This window comes from Pseudomonas sp. MYb13 (assembly GCF_002980075.1).
GTDB classification, from domain to species: domain Bacteria; phylum Pseudomonadota; class Gammaproteobacteria; order Pseudomonadales; family Pseudomonadaceae; genus Aquipseudomonas; species Aquipseudomonas lurida.
Map to the genome: position 1 here is coordinate 181284 of NZ_PCQI01000011.1, position 19496 is coordinate 200779.

Annotated in this window: 18 protein-coding genes and 1 pseudogene; 6 read left to right on the top strand and 13 right to left on the bottom strand. The window is 63.2% G+C overall.

Annotated features, from left to right (window positions below; translation table 11 throughout):
- Positions 1-3: 3 nt before the first annotated feature.
- The 3 genes from CQ002_RS19775 to CQ002_RS19785 all read right to left on the bottom strand — a co-directional run bounded on the left by CQ002_RS19775 (position 4) and on the right by CQ002_RS19785 (position 4485).
- Positions 4-2184 carry a GAF domain-containing protein gene (locus CQ002_RS19775; protein WP_105162100.1) on the bottom strand — a complete coding sequence of 727 codons (2181 nt, stop codon included), beginning with the start codon at positions 2182-2184 and terminating at the stop codon, positions 4-6.
- A gap of 153 nt (positions 2185-2337) precedes the next feature.
- Positions 2338-3189 carry a CAP domain-containing protein gene (locus CQ002_RS19780; RefSeq protein WP_034104759.1) on the bottom strand — a complete coding sequence of 284 codons (852 nt, stop codon included), beginning with the start codon at positions 3187-3189 and terminating at the stop codon, positions 2338-2340.
- Between the two features lie 81 nt (positions 3190-3270).
- Positions 3271-4485, bottom strand: coding sequence for an MFS transporter (locus CQ002_RS19785; protein WP_105162101.1), 1215 nt, complete (start codon positions 4483-4485; stop codon positions 3271-3273).
- Between the two features lie 114 nt (positions 4486-4599).
- Here CQ002_RS19785 and CQ002_RS19790 point away from each other — a divergent pair.
- Positions 4600-5505, top strand: a pseudogene (locus tag CQ002_RS19790) (LysR family transcriptional regulator).
- A gap of 21 nt (positions 5506-5526) precedes the next feature.
- A complete protein-coding gene (locus tag CQ002_RS19795) occupies positions 5527-6198 on the top strand; it encodes a GNAT family N-acetyltransferase (protein WP_105162102.1) in 672 nt (223 codons plus the stop codon).
- Positions 6199-6262: 64 nt separating this feature from the next.
- Here the strand turns inward: CQ002_RS19795 and CQ002_RS19800 are convergent, their stop codons facing one another.
- Complete coding sequence (locus CQ002_RS19800; protein ID WP_034104767.1) at positions 6263-6856, bottom strand: TetR/AcrR family transcriptional regulator; 594 nt, start codon at positions 6854-6856, stop codon at positions 6263-6265.
- Positions 6857-6925: 69 nt separating this feature from the next.
- Here CQ002_RS19800 and CQ002_RS19805 point away from each other — a divergent pair, with 69 nt between their 5' ends.
- Positions 6926-7525, top strand: a complete 600-nt coding sequence (locus CQ002_RS19805; RefSeq protein ID WP_105162103.1) for an NAD(P)H-dependent oxidoreductase — start codon at positions 6926-6928, stop codon at positions 7523-7525.
- Between the two features lies 1 nt (position 7526).
- Here CQ002_RS19805 and CQ002_RS19810 read toward each other — a convergent pair whose 3' ends face one another.
- The 4 genes from CQ002_RS19810 to CQ002_RS19825 all read right to left on the bottom strand — a co-directional run bounded on the left by CQ002_RS19810 (position 7527) and on the right by CQ002_RS19825 (position 11399).
- On the bottom strand, positions 7527-7916 hold the full coding sequence (locus CQ002_RS19810; RefSeq protein ID WP_034104772.1) for a hypothetical protein: 390 nt from the start codon (positions 7914-7916) through the stop codon (positions 7527-7529).
- Positions 7917-7948: 32 nt separating this feature from the next.
- Entirely contained in the window at positions 7949-9205 is a 1257-nt protein-coding gene (locus CQ002_RS19815) for a 3-phosphoshikimate 1-carboxyvinyltransferase (protein WP_105162104.1), read from the bottom strand.
- A 294-nt stretch (positions 9206-9499) separates the two neighbouring features.
- The gene (locus tag CQ002_RS19820; protein ID WP_034104774.1) at positions 9500-10054 is read right to left on the bottom strand and encodes a UPF0149 family protein; all 555 of its coding nucleotides are present in this window, start codon (positions 10052-10054) and stop codon (positions 9500-9502) included.
- A gap of 97 nt (positions 10055-10151) precedes the next feature.
- A complete protein-coding gene (locus CQ002_RS19825) occupies positions 10152-11399 on the bottom strand; it encodes a chloride channel protein (protein ID WP_105162105.1) in 1248 nt (415 codons plus the stop codon).
- 192 nt (positions 11400-11591) lie between these two features.
- On the opposite strand from CQ002_RS19825, the gene CQ002_RS19830 reads away from it, so the two are divergent.
- Complete coding sequence (locus tag CQ002_RS19830; RefSeq protein ID WP_105162106.1) at positions 11592-12404, top strand: crotonase/enoyl-CoA hydratase family protein; 813 nt, start codon at positions 11592-11594, stop codon at positions 12402-12404.
- A 5-nt stretch (positions 12405-12409) separates the two neighbouring features.
- Positions 12410-13243 (top strand): NAD(+) diphosphatase, encoded by an 834-nt coding sequence (nudC, locus tag CQ002_RS19835; RefSeq protein WP_034104780.1) that lies wholly within the window; start codon positions 12410-12412, stop codon positions 13241-13243.
- On the opposite strand, the gene CQ002_RS19840 is transcribed toward nudC, so the two are convergent.
- The 3 genes from CQ002_RS19840 to CQ002_RS19850 all read right to left on the bottom strand — a co-directional run bounded on the left by CQ002_RS19840 (position 13211) and on the right by CQ002_RS19850 (position 15889).
- The gene (locus CQ002_RS19840; RefSeq protein WP_034104782.1) at positions 13211-13990 is read right to left on the bottom strand and encodes a TSUP family transporter; all 780 of its coding nucleotides are present in this window, start codon (positions 13988-13990) and stop codon (positions 13211-13213) included. The genes nudC and CQ002_RS19840 overlap by 33 nt on opposite strands.
- A gap of 115 nt (positions 13991-14105) precedes the next feature.
- The gene (gene pcsA / locus CQ002_RS19845) at positions 14106-14825 is read right to left on the bottom strand and encodes a phosphatidylcholine synthase (RefSeq protein WP_034104783.1); all 720 of its coding nucleotides are present in this window, start codon (positions 14823-14825) and stop codon (positions 14106-14108) included.
- 149 nt (positions 14826-14974) lie between these two features.
- Positions 14975-15889, bottom strand: coding sequence for a class I SAM-dependent methyltransferase (locus tag CQ002_RS19850; protein ID WP_034104785.1), 915 nt, complete (start codon positions 15887-15889; stop codon positions 14975-14977).
- Between the two features lie 191 nt (positions 15890-16080).
- Between CQ002_RS19850 and mdeB the strand changes: the two genes are divergently transcribed.
- Positions 16081-18747 carry an alpha-ketoglutarate dehydrogenase gene (mdeB, locus tag CQ002_RS19855; RefSeq protein WP_105162107.1) on the top strand — a complete coding sequence of 889 codons (2667 nt, stop codon included), beginning with the start codon at positions 16081-16083 and terminating at the stop codon, positions 18745-18747.
- Between the two features lie 67 nt (positions 18748-18814).
- Here the strand turns inward: mdeB and CQ002_RS19860 are convergent, their stop codons facing one another.
- Positions 18815-19303: a DUF1289 domain-containing protein gene (locus tag CQ002_RS19860; RefSeq protein ID WP_034104790.1), complete on the bottom strand. Its 489-nt coding sequence runs from the start codon at positions 19301-19303 to the stop codon at positions 18815-18817.
- Positions 19304-19394: 91 nt separating this feature from the next.
- Positions 19395-19496, bottom strand: a 102-nt coding sequence (locus CQ002_RS28625) for a hypothetical protein (protein ID WP_244913415.1), incomplete at its 5' end; no start/stop codon positions are given.

Sequence of the window (19496 nt, forward strand, 5' to 3'; positions counted from 1 at the left end):
GGTTCAGTGCATCGCCTTGGTCAGCGCCCGTGCGACCTGGTCGGCTGAGTAGGGCTTGGCCAGGAACTCGAACCCGTCGTAGCCACTGTCGGCCAGCTCTTCGCTGTAACCGGAGGTCAGTACCACTGGCAAGTCCGGGCGCCGTTGGCGCAGCACCTTGGCCATGGCCACGCCGGTCATGCCGGGCATCACCACATCCGAGAAAATCCCATCGAACGCCAGGGCATCCGCACCGGCCAGCGTGAGTGCCTGTTCGGCGTTGGTGGCCCACGTGGTCTGGTAACCCAGGTCCTGGAGGATCTGGTTGGCGAAGCGGCCCACTTCCAGGTTGTCTTCCACGACGAGAATATGGCGTTGTGCTGTGTCCGCGATCGGCGGATGGCTTTCGGCTGTGTGCGAGCACTCTGCCAGCGGTGGCGCCACCTCGGGCAGGTACAGGGTAAATACCGTGCCTTGTCCTGCGTGGGTTGCTACGTCAACGTTACCGCCGGATTGCTTGGCAAACCCGAATACCTGGGACAACCCCAGCCCGGTGCCTTTGCCGACAGGCTTAGTAGTAAAGAACGGCTCGAAAATGCGCTCGAAGGTGTCGGCACTGATACCGCTACCGGTGTCGGCCAGGGAAATGGTCACAAACGGTTGGTGCACTTCCTGGTCACCACGCACGCGTGGCATCGCGTCCACCGGGGCCACCCGCAAGGTGAGCGTGCCTTTGCCGTCCATCGCATCCCGGGCGTTCAGGGCGATGTTGATCAAGGCGGTTTCGAACTGGCTGGCGTCGACGCGCACATGGCATAGCCGCTCGGGCAGTTGCACTTGCACTTGGATGCGCGCACCGGTGACGCTTTCGAGCATCTCACCGATATTCTTGACCCGTTGGCCTGCATCGAAAACTTCAGGGTTCAGTGGTTGGCGGCGGGCGAAGGCGAGCAGTTGGCTGGTGAGCTTGCTGGCCCGCTCCACGGTGTCGGAGACCGCGCCCATATAGCGTTGGCGCCGCTCTTCGGAGAGCCCGGGTTGACGCAGGAAATCCACCGACGAACGAATGATGGTCAACAGGTTGTTGAAGTCGTGGGCCACGCCGCCGGTCAATTGCCCGATGGCTTCCAGTTTCTGCGATTGGCGCAGCGCGGCTTCGGCCTCGGTCAGGGCGGTGGTGCGCTCCCGCACCCGCTGTTCCAGGGTGGCATTGAGCTCAGTAAAGGCTGCCAGGCCGTCGCGCACCGCGGCGTCGGCGCGTACCCGCTCGATATGCGCCCAGGAGCGTTCGGTGACTTCGCGTACCAGGGCCAGGTCGTAGGGTGACCAGACTCGCGCCGACTTGTCATGCACGGCCATCAAGGCGGTCAGGCGGCCTTCCTTGATCAGTGGGAAGCACACTGTCGCCAGGACGCCGAGGGCCTGATAGCTGGCGGCTTCCTCCGGCGCAAATTCAACACGGTTATCCACCACCACCAGTGGCTCACCCGCACGCAACTGGCGAACCGCCCGCGCGCCGAATGAGGCGAGGCTGTAGCGCCCGACGATGCTTGGCGAGCCCGGCGCCGCCCAATTACCGCGAATATTGAAACCGTCTTCGTGGGCATCCATGTCTGCATAGGCGCAATTGGATACCTGCAGGTGCTCGGCCAGCAGGCGCGTGGTGGTGGACATGATGCTCTCGGCGTCAGTGGCGGTGGCCACTGCGCTGCCGACGGCGTCCAGCACGGCCAGGCGACGGGCGAGGAATACGGTTGTCGTGGTTTCGGTGACCGTGTCGAGCATACCGACGACCTTGCCCTGGGGGTCGCGGATCGGGCTGTAGCAAAAAGTGAAGTAAGCCTGCTCCGGACCGCTGCCGCGTTCGATCAGCAGGGGAAAGTTCTCGATAAAGGTTGCATGCCCTTCGAATGCCGCCTTGGCGATAGGACCGATGTCTGCCCAGACCTCATGCCACACCTCGCTGAACGGGCGGCCGAGTGCGTAGGGCTTATCCCCCAGGATCGGAATGAAGGCGTCGTTGTACAACATGGTCAGCTGCGGTCCCCAAATGATGGATTGGGGGAAGCTCGACGCAAAGCACAGCGCCACGGTGGTCTTGAGCACATCCGGCCACTGCTCCAGCGGCCCCAGGGGCGTATTTGCCCAATCATGCTGGCGAACGCGCTCAGCCATGTCGCTGCTGCTTTGCAGCCAATTCATCATCGGGAGAACACCTTGTTTGCCGGGGTCCGTCCAACCCCTGAAAGGGTCAGTTCAACAAGCTACAGACCGGCATGACCCCTGCCAAGTTCAGCGGCATTATCCATGAGATGGCAATTTGATGCTTCATCCGTTTGCATAGATCTGCCAACACGCTTATTGCGCCCCGAAAACCCCTGTCCAATAGATGCCTGCGTCGCTCTTGGGGTCCATGGCATACGCCGCACCCAGCTCGCGGAACTGCGGGTTCATCAAGTTGGCGCAATGCCCCGGGCTGGCCAGCCAGCCGTCCACGACTTTGCGTGGCGTGTCCAGGCCGGCGGCAATGTTCTCGCCGATGTTCTTCGCGATATACCCGGCCAATTCGGCGCGGTCACCGGGCGTGCGGCCATCGTGGTCAAGGTGGTCGAAGAAATTGCCGTTGGCCATGTTGCGCGTATGGCTGTTAGCGGCGCCGGCCAGGTCTTCGTTCCAGGACAATGGAGTCGTCGCGGTAAAGGCCTGCGTGCCGCACTGGCGCGCCTGGGAACGCGCGGTGTTGATCAGGGTGAGCAGTTGCTTGCCCTCGGTCTGCCAATCGCCCAGGCCACTGGTGAGTAACGGGCGGGCGAGCACGATGCGCCAGTCCTGGCCGCTGTTGCTCACGCCGATATCAACGAATTGCGGGTCGAGCACCACGCGGCAGAAGCTCTCGCGCACGGCTTTCATGGCAGCCTGGGCATCCTTTGGCCCGGACAAGCTGATGGCTTGCACGTTGACCATTGGGTACGCGGCCCGCGCCAGCGCTTGCTGCAGGTCGCCCACATTGGTGGCCGGCAGCACCAGCCGCGTATCGCTGGCCAGTGGCGGCAGTTCCTGGGAACCCTGGTCGCCGCAGCGTTGCACCTGGCTGCGGTATTGGTTGATCTGTTGCACTAACTGACTTTCTTCATTCGCCATCGCGCTGGCGCAGAACACCGTACTGGCGGCCAGCGTCGTAAGACCCATCATCAATGACAGAACGCGCATGGACGTTACCCTTGAGCTTGAAAGTGCCCATGATGCGCGATGTAACCCGGTCTGGCGCAACGCCTTTTTTGTTTTTTTGCCTCAATGGGTGTTCTGGAGGCCGTCGAGGGTGCCGAAGCGGCGCCATGCCATCACACTGGCCAGCAGGATCAAGCCCAGTCCCACGCCGAACGTTGCGTGCAGGCCATAGGCCACGGAGTGCGGGGCGGCGCGGGTGACATCCGGGCAGGCCCAGGCAAACACTGCACCCAGTACTGAAGCGCCGAAGATCAGCCCGAGATTGCGTGACAGGTTCAGCAACCCCGAGACAGTGCCTCGACGTGCTCCTTGCACGTCGCTCATCACGGCGGTGTTATTGGCGGCCTGGAACAGGCTGTAGCCCGCCGTCAGAATCACCAGCGAGGCCAGATAGGCCGGCAACCCAGACGCCAGCGACAACAGCAGCGCGCCACACGCCAGCGCACCGAGGCCGGCGAGTGTCATGCGCTGGCTGCCGAATCGGTCGGTGAGGCGGCCTGCCGGTACCCCCGTAAGGGCCGCGACGCCAGGGCCGACGGCCATGGCCAGGCCCATCCACTGGGGCGGCAGGCCCAGGCCCTGGGACAAGTAGAACGGCCCGACCACAAAGGTGGCCATGATGACGGCCGCCACCAACGCACTCATGACCAGGCCGACGCGCAGCGAGGAGGCCGCCAACGCGAGTCGCAAGCTTGAGCCTGCCGGCGAGGGTGCGTAAGGACGATCAACCGGCAAATAGCGATAGGCGAGGGCGGCGGCTGTCAGCCCCAGCGGCACACCGACCAGGAAGGTCGCACGCCAGCCCCACACGCTCAGCAACACACCGCCAACGCTCGGCCCCATGGCGGTGCCGACGGCCGACATTGTGCCCAGCAAGCCCATCGCGCGGCCAGTGCGCTCCTGGGGGACCGTGTCACCGACCATGCCCAGTGCCATGGCCATCATGGCTGCCGCGCCGAGGCCTTGCAGGATGCGCGCGGCTACCAGCCCTTGCAGCGTGGTCGCCAAGCCGCACAGTCCGCACGCCATGGAGAACAGCAGCAACCCCACGAGCAATAACCGTCGACGGCCCAGGCGGTCCCCCAGGCGCCCGGCGTTGACAATGACCGCCGTGATCGCCAGCAGGTAAGCCAGCACCACCCACTGCACGGCATGAAATGACACGTCAAACGCCCGTGCGAGGCTGGGCAGGCTGACATTGGCAATGCTGGTGCCGAGGGACGCCAGCAACATGGACAGGGAGAGGCTGACGAGGCTGCCGCGTGAGGCGTTGTGCATGGGAAGAATCCTTGAGTGAAGGCAACTGTCACAAATCTACGACGTGCCCTAACATGGCGGAAGGCGCATGGGTTGCAATGAATACATGCGTGTAACGCCTTATGAGGAGCGCCAATGCCCGATCTCAACTTGCTGGTCACGCTGGATGTACTGCTCGCCGAAGGCAGCGTTGCCCGCGCTGCCAAACGCCTGCGCCTGAGTCCCTCGGCCATGAGTCGTGCCTTGGCGCGTTTGCGTTAGACCACCGGCGATCCGTTGTTGGTACGTGCCGGTCGCGGCCTGGTGCCCACACCGAGGGCAGTGGAACTGCGCGAACAGGTCAGCCGACTGGTGCAGGACGCCAACGCCGTGTTGCGCCCGGTGCAGGCGCTGGATATGTCTAGGGTCGAGCGCACCTTTACCCTGCGTACCAGCGAAGAGTTCGTCGAGCATTTCGGGCCGGCGCTGCTGGCGCGTAGTGCTCGCGATGCACCCGGTGTGCGCCTGCGGTTCGTCAACAAGACCGACAAGGACAGCGCGCTGCTGCGCGACGGCCGCGTCGACCTGGAAACCGGCGTGGTCGACCCCACCGCCAGCCCGGAAGTGCTCACCCAGGCGCTGTTCCGTGACCGCCTGGTTGGCGTGGTACGCAAGGGGCATCCTCTCTGCCAGGGCGACGTCAGCGTCCGGCGTTATGCCGAGGGCCAGCACGTCTATGTGTCGCGCCGTGGCCAGGACCGTGGCCAGATTGACGATGTCCTTGAAGCCCAGGGCCTCACGCGACAGATCACGACGGTCGTCGCCGGTTTCGCCACGGCAATCGCCTTGGCCCGCGACACCGACCTGATCGCCAGCGTACCCGAGCGCTATACCACCCACCCGCGTGATGGGCTGTACAGCTTTGCACTGCCGCTGACGCTACCGGTCTTCACTGTAGCGATGCTCTGGCACCCGAGGCTGGATGCCGACCTGGCCCACCGCTGGTTGCGCGGGTGTTTGCGCGAGGTGTGCGCCGAGCAGGTACAATCGGGGCTGCCTTGACGCTGAACCCCAGGAATTTGCATGTACAGCCTTACCCGCTACACCACGCCATGCCCGGAGCCTATCAACGGCCAGATCCTGCAGATGGTGGTGGACAACCTCACCGACATCAGCAGCGTGGCGCTGCCGCCGAGCAACCTGTTGTACAACATCTACCAGTACGCCATTGGCTTTGAGGTGCACCTGTACCTGGAAGCGCTGGACGGCGCCAAGGGCATTGCCGTCGAGTTGGTCGTGGCGATGGAAGCGGAAAAACTCATCGGCTTTTGCCTGTACCTGCCCGTGAAGGACGACCCAGACGCCTGCGGCATTGCGTTCATGGCCGTGCAAGTCGGCTATCGGCGCCAGGGCGTGGCACGCGCAATGATGCGCGACGTGTTGAGTCGCTATCCCCACGCGGAACTGGCGTGCTCGGTGGAGAAGGTGCCTGCGTTTGAAGGCATGGGCTTCCAGGTACGCGGTGCACGGGGCACGCAGGTGCTGATGAATACGCGGGACTACGGAACTGATGGCCTGATGGGCGTGCTGGACGTGGCGTCGATCTACCGCTCACTGGAAGTGCAGCAGATCCATACCTACCTGCTGCAAAAGCACGGCAAGCGCGCCATGATCGATGCAGAGAAACAACGCGACCGTCACCTTGATCAACTGGCGCGCAAGGTGCAACGCTTCATACAAGGCAACCCTCTGTAGGCGCGGCCTTGCCGGCGATTAAACACCCGTCGCTGCGGTTTATTCCCCACCTGCCAGCCATTATTTAGTCGCGGCCGCGATTGACCATCGCCAGGATGATCGCGAGCAATTCCTGCTGCGCTTCTTCACGGCTGATCTCGCCGCTGGCCGCTGCCTGGGACAACGCCTCTGCGGCCCCCAGCATTGCCCTCAAACCCGCTTGGTTGATGCGGCCAAAGGGCGACAGCGCGTCGCGGCACTTGTCGAGGAAGATTGCCTCGTACTGACGCTTGAGGGCTTCCAGTTCCGGTGAGCTGCTGAGCGCGGCTATCACCCCCGGAATTTCCCGGCCCTGCAATAACACGCAGTCCACATAGGCCTCGGCGATCACCCAGGCACGGTCTTCAAGGGTGGCGTTGCTGGCTGCGATGGCGTTGGCGAAGACTTGATCCTGCCGGGCATCAAAGTCCTCGTACAACGCGGCCAGCAAGCCGCCGCGCGAAACGAAGTGGTCATAGACCACCGGCTTGGTCACGCCCGCCAGTTCCGCCAGGCGGCCGAGGGTCAGGGCTTCGGTGCCTTCCTCGCGCACCAGTTGCCAGGCCACCTCCAACAATTGGCGCAGGCGATCTTCACGGGACAGGCGACGACGTGGGGCAGGGGATTCACTGCTTGACATGCTTATATACCAAAAGTAACTTACTAATCGTAACTTACGCCTAGGCTAACCCCAAAGGGAGTCAATGTCATGCACGCACTCATCGTCGTGGCTCATCACGACCCGCAATCCCTCACCCACAGCGTGGCGACGCAGGTGGCCGCCGGCCTCGCTGCCGCTGGCCATACCTTCGAAGTCGCCGACATTGCCGCCGAAAGCTTCGACCCGCGCTACACCGCCGCCGACCACGCGGTGCATCGCACCCGCGCCACGCCACCGGCCGACGTGCTGGCCGAGCAGGCCCGCATCGACCGCGCCGATGCGTTGGTGCTGGCCTTCCCGATTTACTGGTGGTCGCTGCCGGGCCTGCTCAAGGGCTGGATCGATCGCGTTTTCATCAACGGTTGGGCCATCGATTACGGCCCGGATACGCCGGTGGTGAAAAAATTGCAGCACTTGCAGGTGCATCTACTGGCCCTGGGTGCGGCGGATGACGATGCGTTTGATCGACACGGCTATGCCAAGGCGATGCGCACGCAGATCGACTACGGGATCTTCGATTACTGCGGCGCGCAGGTGCTGACGTCGGCGTTGTTGCTGGAAACCGAAAGCGGCGGGGCACAGGCGCATCTGGACAAGGCCAGGGCGCTGGGCGAAGGCTTGTTCGAGACGCAGGCAGTCGCGGGTTGATTCAACCGTCGCGGAACAGGTCGTGGGCGTCCAACAGGCGGTAGGCGATTTCCGGACGTTTCTCCATGCCCCGGCGGATGGCTGCCGGTATGGACTGGCGGGTCTTGCGGCACATGCCCGGCAGCTCGTCGATCACGATCTGGATGCCGCGCATGCTCTTGACCTCGGTGTGGCCGGGGGCGACATGCACGCGGATGCCCAATAGCTCGTACATCCGCTGCTGCATGTGCTCCAGGTCCTGCAGGCTCTTGAGGTCTTCAAGCCGGTCGAGCAGTTTCTTCTCTTCCTGGCGCGTCAGGTTGAGGATGCGCAGGTCGGCACCGGGTGCTTGCAACAGTTGCTCACGGTCGCAGACGCACGCGCCGGGTGGGCAGGGTTGGCGAATTGTCATGTGCAGTGCCTCCCCATTCCGACGCCGATCCTTTAATAGGTCAACTGAACCCCGAGACTGCCCAAGGCCTTCCAGTATTCAGGATAGGTCTTGGCCACGCAGTCCGGGTCCTGAATGCGGATCCCTGCGACTTTCAGCCCCGCCAGCGCAAAGCACATGGCGATGCGATGGTCGGCGTGGGTGTCGATCAGCGCGTTGCACACGGTACCCGCCAGGGCCGGATCGCTGGCCACCAGCAGGTCGTCGCCTTCGATGGTCGCCAGGCCGGGACGTATCTCGTTCAGGCCATCATGCAGGGCCTGGACGCGGTCACACTCCTTGACCCGCAGGTTGGCCAGCTCGGTGAAGCGCACCGGGGTGTTGTTGAACGCGGCGAGCACCGCCAAGGTCGGGATGGCGTCCTGCATCTGCGAGCCTACGACTGTGGCTTGCATGTTCGGGAACTGCGCGATCACCGCCTGGGCCTTGGCGTCCGGCTGGGTGAAGTCTTGCGCGGCCACGCCGATGTCGATTCGACCACTGGTCAGCACTTCGGCGGCCCACAGGTAGGTGGCGGCAGAGGCATCTGGCTCGATCAAGTAATCATGGGCGGTGTAGCCGGTCGGGGCGACGCGCCAGGTGGTGTCGCTGACGGCTTCAACCTGGGCGCCGAAGGCACGCATGCAATCGAGGGTCAGGTCGACATAGCCACGGGCACCGATGTCCTTGCCGGTCAGCGCCACTTCGATCGGCGCTTCGCCGCAGGCCGCGAGCATCAGCAGGGCCGACACGTATTGGCTGGACAAGCCGCCGTCGATCTCGAAGCGCTTGGCCTTGATCTTGCCCACGCCGTGCACGGTGACCGGTGGGCAACCGGTGGGGCTGGCGACCTGGATACCGTTCTGGCCGAGGGTTTCGAGCAGCGGCCCGATCGGGCGTTTTTGCATGTAGTCATCGCCGTCCAGCACCACGGTGCCTTCAACGGTGGCCACGGCGGCGGTGAGGAAGCGCATGGCGGTGCCGGCATTGCCGAGGAACAGTGGCTGCGCCGGCAGGTGCAGTTTGCCGTGGCCGGTGACCACGAAGGTGGTGTCGTCGGGTTCGTCGATGGTCACGCCCATTTGGCGCAGGGCCACCGACATATGGCGGGTGTCATCGCTCTTCAGGGCGCCGCTGAGACGGCTGGTGCCCTTGGCCAGGGCTGCCAGCAACAGGGCGCGGTTGGTAATGGATTTGGAGCCGGGGGGCGCGACCTTGCCATTGAGGGGGAAGTTGGGCGGTGTAACGGTCACGGTTTTCTGCGAACTCAAGGTACAAGGCTCCTGATTCAAGGCAAGGTGGGACGGAGTGGCCGACGGGCGGACTTGAATAATCGGGTATAGACGCTGTGCTTGTCGAGCTTGGGGGCGTTGTCGCTGATATTTATTGGGTGTACGTCGATCTGAATGTGGGCGCTGGCTTGCCTGCGATGGCGGTCTTCGGGTCGCTGTCGAATTCCGGCCCGCGTGTTTGTTTGATGGGGCGCCTCAGATCAAGATCTAAAGCACTCAGGTCTGACAGCCGGCCTGAGTGGTTCGGGCAAAAGCCGGTACGTCCTGCAGCCTTCATCGCTTTGCCAACCAATAATCATGCAGCGCCCGCGCTGCCGGTTCGAGTTCGCTGACGCGCTGCTGGTGTGCTTGCACGTCCAGGTTGGCGGGCAGTTCGAAGTTGTCCTGCTCGGCGCACCAGGAGATTTTTTCCAGAAGCGCCGCCTGTTCTGCCGGCAGTTCCGGCCAGCTGCCGATGGCTGCGCCGCGGATGTAGCCAAAGCACCATTCTTCGGCCAGGGTGACGGTCTGGCCCTGATGTTCGGTTTCGTCGAAACGAGCCTTGAAGCCTTGGGCGTTGGTGGCCAGTTGGCTTGCCACGGTGTTGAGGTGGCGCACGCACAGTTCGAGGAAACTTTGTGCTTCGTCCATGTTGTCCCACTCCGGGTTCTGGCCGCCCCAGATCGCCGGGAACCACTCAGCCACGTCCACCTGGGCCGGGCTGGACACCAGTGCGGTGAAGTAGCCGTCGAGTTCGGCCAGGTTCAGCACCGAGTGGTCGTCGCCGTACTTGAGCAGGGTGTTTTCGATGAATTCGAATTCGGCCGGGGTGAGGGGCTGGGCGTGCATGGGCATATCCTTTAAACGTCGAGCGCCGCGAAAGGGGCGGCTTAAAGTGCGAAGGATGGCGTGTGTGCAGGGTTTAATCCAGCTTTTTGCGGCGTTTTTACGTGCTCCGCTGGCACAGCTTGCTGACGCAGGCTGAACCCACTACCGCAAGGATGATCGGCACCAGGAAGTCATGGTCGATGCGCGTGAATTCCGCCACCAGCACAATTGCGGTCAGCGGCATGCTCATGCTGGCGGCAAGGAAGGCCGCGGCGCCGATGATCGCAAACGCGCCGAGGGGTACACCTGGCCATGCCAGGCTCCAGGCGCCACCCAGGATGATTGCCAGCAGCGCACCTATGGCCAGGCCGGGGGTGAGCAGTCCGCCTTCGGCGCCGGCACGCAGGCTGCTGGTGGTGATCAGCACCTTGACCACCAACAGCAGCGCGGCCAGGCCAATCGTCAGTTCACTGTCGAAACCCAGTTGCGCCGGGCCTTTGCCATTGCCGAGGATTTGCGGCAACAGCATCGCCAGGCCGCCGATGAACGTGAAGTTGATCAACGCCAGCACCGGCAGGCGCCAGCCGCGTGCGGCACGTGCCCTCGCAGCGCCGGCCAGGCGAGTAAAACCATAGGCGGCCAGCCCAAACACAGGGCCGCACACCACCGCCCAGGTGATCAGCGCCGGGCTCAGCACAAAATGCGGCACTGCGTATTGCGACTCCGCCCCCAGGCCGATCCACGCCACCGCCGCGCCAATCGCCGAGGTGGCCAACGCTATCAGCGCCGCCGGCCAACTGAACGCGCCCACCAGCACCTCCAGCACGAACACCGCGCCGCCCAACGGCACGTTGTAGACCGCCGCGAGGCCCGCGCCGGCACCACAGGCGACGATCAACCGGTGGTGGTCCGGGGTCAACCGTGCGCGCTGGGACAGCCAGCTGCCGGCCAGCGCGCCAACTTCCCGTGGCGCCACTTCGCGGCCCAGGGGCGAGCCAAGGGCCACGGTGATGATCTGCAGCAAGGCGTGGGCGAGGGTGGTCTTGGGCGGCATGATCGGCGTCTCTTCGGACACTGCCTGCTTGATGCTCACCAGCGGCCGGCCGTAGCGGTAAAGCGCCCACCAGCCAAGGCCGGCCACCAATCCGCACACCACCAGCACCGCCAAGCGCCGTTCGGGCGCGGCGGCCGTCACACCCCATAGAAAGGTTTCATGGCTGACCAGGCTGTCGAGGCTGTAGCCATACGCCAGGTGCTGGACGCCATGCAGCAGCAGCGCCAGCAGCATGCCGCCGAGGCCGGCGCCAATGCCGGTGAGCACGACCACCAGGGCCAGAATCAATGATGAACGGAACGTGGACGGCATAAACGGCTCCAGGCTGTGGCCCAGAGTGTATAACCGATAATCCGGGGCTCCTGGATGAAATGTATCGGCCTGCCCCGAACCACGCGCTCATCCCATCGCGTTACTGTTGCCCGTCCCGTTTTTGGCCGATGTGCCGTTGCGCTCCCTTGTTATAGTTCGGGCCTTATCACTCGCCAGTCAGGGATCACTGCCATGTCCGAATACCAAGCTTTCGTCGTCGAACTCACCGGCAACGTTGCCCATGTGCAGATCAACCGCCCGGAAAAGATCAACGCGATGAACGCGGCGTTCTGGACCGAAATCATCGACATCTTCCAATGGGTCGAAGACACCGACGCTGTCCGCGCCGTGGTCCTCAGCGGGGCCGGCAAGCATTTCTCCTCTGGCATCGACCTGATGATGCTGGCCTCGGTGGCCAATGAGTTTGGCAAGGACGTCGGCCGCAATGCGCGCCTGCTGCGTCGCAAGATTCTTGAGCTGCAAGCCTCGTTCAATGCCGTCGACACCTGCCGCAAGCCGGTGCTGGCGGCGATCCAGGGTTACTGCATCGGCGGTGCCATCGACCTGATCAGCGCCTGTGACATGCGCTACGCCGCTGAAGGCGCACAGTTCTCGATCAAGGAAATCGACATCGGCATGGCCGCCGATGTTGGCACCCTGCAGCGCCTGCCGCGCATCATCGGTGACGGCATGCTGCGTGAACTGGCCTACACCGGTCGCCAGTTCGGCGCCGACGAAGCGCGCAGCATTGGCCTGGTCAATCGTGTCTATCCCGATCAGGACAGCCTGTTGGCCGGCGTGATGGAAATCGCCCACGACATCGCCGCCAAATCGCCGATTGCGGTGACCGGCACCAAGGCCATGATCAGCTACATGCGTGACCACACAGTCAATGATGGCTTGGAATACGTTGCCACCTGGAACTCGGCTATGTTGCAATCCAACGACCTGCGCGTGGCCATCGCGGCCCACATGAGCAAGCAGAAACCCGAATTCGTGGATTGACCGACATGACCCCAGGCTGGATTACTACAACGCTGCTGGACAACGAAACCCCCGGCGGCTGGGCCGTTGCCCGTAGCCGCGACGGCTTTTTGCATGACACCAATGGCCCGCTGTTCCCCCGGGAATGGCTCAAGCGCCAAGACCTGTCGGTGTTTGCCGAACACGGCATCGGCCACCTCGACGGTGAGCCGGTGTACCTGCTGGAACTCGACTCCGCCGGTGAGGTGCCGGGCTGCAGTTGGCAAGGCCTGCGGGGCTTCATGCTGCAAGGCGATCACACCCTGTACAAAGTGCTGGGTTACGCCGCGCAGATCGGCACCTGGGCACGGGAGCATCGGTTTTGCGGCAGTTGCGGTCAGGCCATGGTCCAGGTGCCACGTGAACGCGCGATGTATTGCCAGGCCTGTGACCTGCGCAGCTACCCACGAATCTCGCCGAGCATGATCGTGCTGGTGACCCGTGGCGACGAGATCCTGCTCGCGCGTTCGCCACGCTTTGTCACGGGGGTGTACAGCACGCTGGCAGGGTTTGCAGAGCCGGGTGAGTCGGCCGAAGACTGCCTGATCCGCGAGGTACGCGAGGAGGTGCAAGTGGAGGTCAAGAACATCCAGTACATGGGCAGCCAGTGCTGGCCGTTCCCTCATTCGATGATGCTCGGCTTCCATGCCGAGTACGCCGGTGGCGACATCGTGCCCCAGGCCGACGAGATCGAGGACGCGCAGTGGTTCAACATCCACGACCTGCCGCCATTGCCGGCGTCACGCTCGATTGCGCGTTACCTGATCGATCTCTACCTGGCCCGTCGATTAGGCCACGCTGAACCAGTGTTGCCAGGCTAGGCGCACCGTCAGGCCGAGGACCACGGTGATGAATACCGGGCGAATGAATTTGGCGCCGCCGCTGATCGCGCTGCGTGCGCCGAAGAACGCGCCACACATCACTGACACGCCCATGGCCAGGCCGACGATCCAGTCCACCGAACCGTTGAAGATAAACACCGACAGCGCCGCCGCGTTACTGACGAAGTTCATGCTGCGCGCCACGCCGCTGGCCTTGACCAGGTCGATAGGGTGCAGCAGCATCGTGCTGACGGTCCAGAACGCCCCAGTGCCAGGCCCCGCCACGCCATCGTAGAAGCCCAGGCCGAAGCCCTGGGTGGATTGCCACTTCTTCTTGATCGGTGCATCGGCATCCAGCGGCGCCTTGGGCGTGCCACCGAACAGCAGATACACGCCGCAGGCGAACACGATCACCGGCAGCATCTTGTTCAGGGTTTCAGCCGGCAGGTAGTGCGCGACCACCGCGCCAGCCAGTGCGCCCACCAGCGTACCGACGATGGCGTGCACCCACTGGCGCGGGTGGAACAGCTTGCGGCGATAGAAGGTAAAACTGGCCGTGGCCGAACCGAAGGTGGAACTGAGCTTGTTGGTACCCAGTACCAGGTGCGGCGGCATGCCGGCGGTGAGCAAGGCGGGGGTGGTGAGCAGGCCGCCGCCACCGGCGATGGCGTCGATGAAACCGGCGATAAAGGCGACAACCGCCAGGATGGCAAGGGTGGTGAGGTCTACGCTGAGTTCGAAGGGCATTGGCTGGGCTTATTATTGGCAGGGCGCTAAGCGAAAGGCCGCCATCTTACTCGTCCGCTATACGCAAATCCAAATGTGGGAGCGGGCAAGCCCGCTCCCACAGGGTTAACCGCGATCAGCCGTGACGTTTTTCCAGCCACTCCAGCGCCGTGCGCCAGATACAGATCCCCAGGAAGTACGCCGACATCAGCGACCACAACCCAAACGTCCAGGGGTTGGTATTCGGGTGGTCCACCACCATCAAGAAACTGCACAGCAACCAGATGGTGGTCACGGCGATGTTGATCGGCATAAAGCGCTTGACCCGGAACGGATGCAGGAACTTCATCGGCGTCACGGTCAGCAGCGCCAGGCCAATCACGGTGAGCAAGGTGACCCAGGCTTCCGGCTGGATGATATAGACGCACAGCGCAACCACGTTCCACGCGGCGGGGAAGCCGACGAAGTAGTTGTCCTTGCTCTTCATGTTCACGTTGCAGAAGCAAAACAGTGACGACACCAGGATCACCGAGACGGTAAACAGGTGGGTGAAGTCCGGCAGATCGATATAGCGGTAGATGAACAGTGCCGGAATAAACACGTAGGTGAGGTAATCGATCACCAGGTCCAGCACCGAGCCATCGAAGCTCGGCAATACCGTGCTGACATTCACCCGTCGCGCCAGCGAGCCATCGACACCGTCCACCACCAGCGCCAGGCCCAGCCACAGCAGGCAAGCCTTGGGTGAGTTTTCCAGCAGCGCCAGGGTGGCCAGGAAGGCCAAGACCACGCCGGTGGCGGTAAAGCCGTGGGCGCCCCAGGCTTTGAGTCTGGCTACATGCAGGGTCGATATCACGGGCGGTTCTCCAAAAGGTGAAACAGGGCAGCCGACAACGTGACGCCGTCGAGTCTGGCCGAGGAATGCAGGTATCGACCGGGAAGAGGGTAAGAAGGTTCACCACCCCGGTGTATCACTTAGCGTAGCAAGCGTAGGACGTTTCGGCATCAACCCTGGCGGAACACCAATGCCTTTAAGCCACTTTGTGCGTCGATATCCGGAAATTCCGGTGGGTTTTCCAAGCGCTCCACGAAGCGCAGGCCGGGTGCTTCGCGGGTGACGCCGTCGATCAGGAAATCTTCGCCGAAGGCCGGGTCGTTCATGCAGGCCAGCACGGTGCCCCGTGGCGTGAGCAGATCCGGCAGGCGGCGCAGCACTCGCTGGTAGTCCTTTGTCAGCAGGAAGCTGCCTTTCTGAAAGGACGGCGGGTCGATGATCACCAGGTCGTAGGGGCCGCTGTTGGTTACCTTGGCCCAGGACTTGAACAGGTCGTGGCCCAGGAAACTGACCTTGCCCAGGTCATGACCATTGAGGCGGTGGTTGTCGCGGCCACGGCTCAGGGCGCCGCGGGCCATGTCCAGGTTCACCACATGGTCGGCGCCGCCTTCGATGGCCGCCACGGAAAAGCCGCAGGTGTAGGCAAACAGGTTGAGCACCCGCTGGCCCTTGGCCTGGTCGCGCACCCAGTTGCGCCCGTAGCGCATGTCGAGGAACAGCCCGCTGTTCTGTTTTTTACCCAAGTCGATCAGGTAGCGCAGGCCGCCTTCGGTGATCGTCAGCTCGTCGACGGGCTCGCCCACCAGCCACTCGGTGGTGCTTTGCGGCAGGTAGCGGTGTTGCAGGGCGACGGTGTAACTGCCGAACTGGGTGTGCAACAGCTGTTTCAAGGCTTGCAGCTGCACAGCGTCGGGCTCCTTGAACAACGACACCAGCAGCACGCCTTGCAACCAGTCCACTGTGAGTTGCTCCAGGCCTGGCCAGCAACGGCCACGGCCATGGAACAAGCGCCGGGTTTCAGCTGGTGGGGTAGCCAGGGCGGTCAGCAAGTGGGTATGCAGGATGGCGAGTGCGTCTGGGGTCATCGTTAAACGTCAGTCATTGAGCGGGCGGCATTTTAAACACAATTGCGAGAGCAGCGGGTGCTTGAGCACAACGTGCTGGGAAAAGACCGATTGGCAGTGATTCATGCTCAAAATTCAGTATTCGGCGCCTGATAACAGGCAAAAAATCCTTCAGCACCGACATAAACTGGAAAAAAAGCCCGGAGGTGCCCATGAACGGTTTCACACATGCAGTGACTGACCAGCAAGAACTGGATGAATGGCGCGACGCCCTCGCTTCGCTGGTCGCCAACGCCGGCCCCGAGCGGGCGCGACAGATCCTCGACCTGCTGGCCGAGGACGCCAGCGCTGCGCACATCGACTGGAAACCGCGCCACGGCACGCCTTATATCAATAGCATCAGCGTGGCGCAGCAACCGGCGTTCCCCGGCGACCTCGCCACCGAAGAGCGCCTGGCCTCATTGGTCCGCTGGAACGCGCTGGCGATGGTGGTGCGTGCCAATCAGGCCTACGGCGAACTCGGCGGCCATATCGCCAGTTACGCCAGTGCGGCGGACTTGTTCGAAGTGGGTTTCAACCACTTTTTTCGCGCCCGCAACCCAGGGTTTGGCGGCGACCTGGTGTTCTACCAGCCGCATTCAGCCCCCGGTATTTATGCCCGTGCGTTCCTTGAGGGGCGCTTGAGTGAAAACGACCTGGGCCACTATCGGCAGGAGATCGGCGGGCCGGCCGTCGGCGCACGCGGGCTGTCCAGCTACCCGCACCCGTGGTTGATGCCCGATTTCTGGCAATTCCCCACCGGTTCGATGGGTATCGGCCCGATCAGCTCGATTTTCCAGGCGCGCTTCATGCGCTATCTGCAGCACCGCGGCTTGCAGGACACCACTGACCGCCATGTCTGGGGCGTATTCGGCGACGGCGAGATGGATGAACCGGAAAGCATGTCGGCCCTGACCCTGGCCGCCCGCGAAGGCCTGGACAACCTCACGTGGGTGGTCAACTGCAACCTGCAACGCCTCGACGGCCCGGTGCGCGGCAATGGCCGTATCATCGATGAACTGGAAGCGTTGTTTGCCGGCGCCGGCTGGAATGTCATCAAGCTGGTGTGGGGCTCGGACTGGGATGCCTTGCTGGCCAACGACACGGACGGTGCGCTGGTCCATACCTTGTCCAACACCGTCGACGGGCAGTTCCAGACCTTCGCCGCCAAGGACGGTGCCTACAACCGAGCGCACTTTTTCGGTCAGAGTGAATCACTGGCCCGACTGGTCGAGGGCATGAGTGATGAGCAGATCGACCGCCTCAAGCGTGGCGGCCACGACATGGTCAAGATCCACGCGGCCTACCACGCGGCACGTCGGAGCAAGGGCAAGCCCACGGTGATCCTGGCGCAAACCAAAAAGGGCTTCGGGATGGGCGAAGCCGGGCAGGGCAAGATGACTACCCACCAGCAGAAGAAACTCGACCGCGAGGCATTGATCGCCTTCCGCAACCGCTTCCAGTTGCCGCTGACCGATGAGCAGGCCGAGTCCCTGAGCTTCTTCAAACCCGCGCCGGACAGCCTGGAATCACGTTACTTGCATCAGCGCCGCCAGGCGTTGGGCGGCTACGTGCCCAGTCGCGGCCAAACCGCGGCCCCCGTCGCCGTGCCGGCCGTGTCGGGCTACGCCGGATTCGCCACGGCCGCCGACGGCAAGGAAATGTCCACCACCATGGCCTTCGTGCGCATGCTCACCCACTTGCTCAAGGACAACGCCCTGGGCCCGCGCATCGTGCCCATCGTTGCCGATGAAGCGCGCACGTTCGGCATGGCCAACCTGTTCAAGCAGATCGGCATTTATTCCAGTGTCGGCCAGCGCTACGAGCCAGAGGACATTGGTTCGATCCTCAGCTACCGCGAAGCCACCGACGGGCAGATCCTCGAGGAGGGCATCAGCGAAGCCAGCGCTATCAGCTCCTGGGTCGCGGCGGCCACCAGCTACTCGGTGCATGGCCTGCGCATGTTGCCGTTCTACATTTATTACTCGATGTTCGGGTTCCAGCGCGTGGGCGACCTAATCTGGGCCGCCGCCGACCAGCGTGCCCGTGGTTTCCTGCTGGGTGCTACGGCCGGGCGCACCACCCTGGGTGGCGAAGGCTTGCAACATCAGGACGGCAGCAGCCATCTCACGGCCGCCACCGTGCCCAACTGCCGCGCCTACGACCCGGCGTTCGCCGGGGAATTCGCGGTGATCCTCGACCACGGCATGCGCCAGATGTTGGAGCACGATGTGGACGAGTTCTACTACGTGACCCTGATGAACGAAAACTACCCGCAGCCCAGCCTGCCCAATGGCGTTGAAGCGGCGATCATCAAGGGCATGTACCGCCTTCAAGGCGCGACCGGCGCGCGCGTGCGCCTGTTGGGTTCCGGCACGCTGGTGCGCGAAGCCCAGGCGGCGGCACATTTGCTGGCGCAGGATTGGCAGGTGGCGAGCGAGGTGTTCAGCGTGACCAGTTTCAGCGAACTGGCGCGGGACGCGCGGGAGGTGGAGCGGTGGAATCGCTTGCATCCGCAGGCTGCTGCACGGGTCAGCCATGTGAATGATTGCTTGCCCAACGGCGCGCCGGTGATCGCAGTGTCTGACTATGTGCGGGCAGTGCCACAGATGATCGCGTCGTACCTGGACTCTCCCTACACCGTGCTCGGCACTGACGGCTTTGGCCGCAGTGATACACGGGCGGCGTTGCGGGATTTCTTCGAGGTGGATCGCCATCATCTCGTGCTGGCAGCGCTGACGGCGTTGGTGGAGCAGGGCAGCCTGGAGCCGCTGGTGTGCCAACAGGCCATTGAGCGGTATGGCCTGCAGGCGGAACGCGAAGCGTCCTGGAACACTTGAACCGGTCGGCGCGCGGCTTGCCGGTGATGGCGATCTTACAGACGTCATCGCCGGCAAGCCGGGCCGGCTAAAGGGTGGCGATCAGGGCGGGGCCGAATGCTTCCTTCAGAAAACCTGGGGCGATGTACCGCTCGTAATGGGCCTCGGACAGCAGGAAAAACTCCCGGTCAATCGCGTCGCGCAAGTCCGCCAGGCTGCGTTCGCGAAACTCCGGCAGCAATGCCAGCCCATACGCATCCAGCTTGGAAATCACCCGCGCACCCCGGGCAATCAGCTGGTACGCCCAGCAGTACGGCGATTGGTGCGGCATGAAACGAATCTTGCGATTTTCCAGTTGCTGGCGCAGCAGGTGCGCATCAAACACCTCAAGCTTGCTGGTCATCACTTGCACCAGCAACTGCTCAAGGCGCAGCCACACCGCCTGCTTTTCCTCGGCGTTGTAGCCGTTCCACTGGATCACTTCGTGGTGGTAACGCTTGCAGCCCCGGCAGACCAGGTCCCCGTAAACGGTGGAGCACAGGCCGACACAAGGCGTCTTGATGGGTTGATTGGGCATAAGAAGGCAATGTGCAAAATCTGTAGAACACCACGGACCCAATGTGGAAGCGAGCAAGCCCGCCCCCACATTTCCAGATCCACGTCGTGGGTTAGTCCCAGCTCAGCGCGCCGCCGGTCTGGTACTCGATCACACGGGTCTCGAAGAAGTTTTTCTCTTTCTTCAAGTCCATGATCTCGCTCATCCACGGGAA

What these genes read in the sequence shown, in the direction of transcription:
- CQ002_RS19775 (WP_105162100.1), bottom strand. Translation starts at nt 2,184, where the DNA reads ATGATGAATTGGCTGCAAAGCAGCAGCGACATGGCTGAGCGCGTTCGC.
- CQ002_RS19780 (WP_034104759.1), bottom strand. Translation starts at nt 3,189, where the DNA reads ATGCGCGTTCTGTCATTGATGATGGGTCTTACGACGCTGGCCGCCAGT.
- CQ002_RS19785 (WP_105162101.1), bottom strand. Translation starts at nt 4,485, where the DNA reads ATGCACAACGCCTCACGCGGCAGCCTCGTCAGCCTCTCCCTGTCCATG.
- CQ002_RS19795 (WP_105162102.1), top strand. Translation starts at nt 5,527, where the DNA reads ATGTACAGCCTTACCCGCTACACCACGCCATGCCCGGAGCCTATCAAC.
- CQ002_RS19800 (WP_034104767.1), bottom strand. Translation starts at nt 6,856, where the DNA reads ATGTCAAGCAGTGAATCCCCTGCCCCACGTCGTCGCCTGTCCCGTGAA.
- CQ002_RS19805 (WP_105162103.1), top strand. Translation starts at nt 6,926, where the DNA reads ATGCACGCACTCATCGTCGTGGCTCATCACGACCCGCAATCCCTCACC.
- CQ002_RS19810 (WP_034104772.1), bottom strand. Translation starts at nt 7,916, where the DNA reads ATGACAATTCGCCAACCCTGCCCACCCGGCGCGTGCGTCTGCGACCGT.
- CQ002_RS19820 (WP_034104774.1), bottom strand. Translation starts at nt 10,054, where the DNA reads ATGCACGCCCAGCCCCTCACCCCGGCCGAATTCGAATTCATCGAAAAC.
- CQ002_RS19825 (WP_105162105.1), bottom strand. Translation starts at nt 11,399, where the DNA reads ATGCCGTCCACGTTCCGTTCATCATTGATTCTGGCCCTGGTGGTCGTG.
- CQ002_RS19830 (WP_105162106.1), top strand. Translation starts at nt 11,592, where the DNA reads ATGTCCGAATACCAAGCTTTCGTCGTCGAACTCACCGGCAACGTTGCC.
- nudC (WP_034104780.1), top strand. Translation starts at nt 12,410, where the DNA reads ATGACCCCAGGCTGGATTACTACAACGCTGCTGGACAACGAAACCCCC.
- CQ002_RS19840 (WP_034104782.1), bottom strand. Translation starts at nt 13,990, where the DNA reads ATGCCCTTCGAACTCAGCGTAGACCTCACCACCCTTGCCATCCTGGCG.
- CQ002_RS19850 (WP_034104785.1), bottom strand. Translation starts at nt 15,889, where the DNA reads ATGACCCCAGACGCACTCGCCATCCTGCATACCCACTTGCTGACCGCC.
- mdeB (WP_105162107.1), top strand. Translation starts at nt 16,081, where the DNA reads ATGAACGGTTTCACACATGCAGTGACTGACCAGCAAGAACTGGATGAA.
- CQ002_RS19860 (WP_034104790.1), bottom strand. Translation starts at nt 19,303, where the DNA reads ATGCCCAATCAACCCATCAAGACGCCTTGTGTCGGCCTGTGCTCCACC.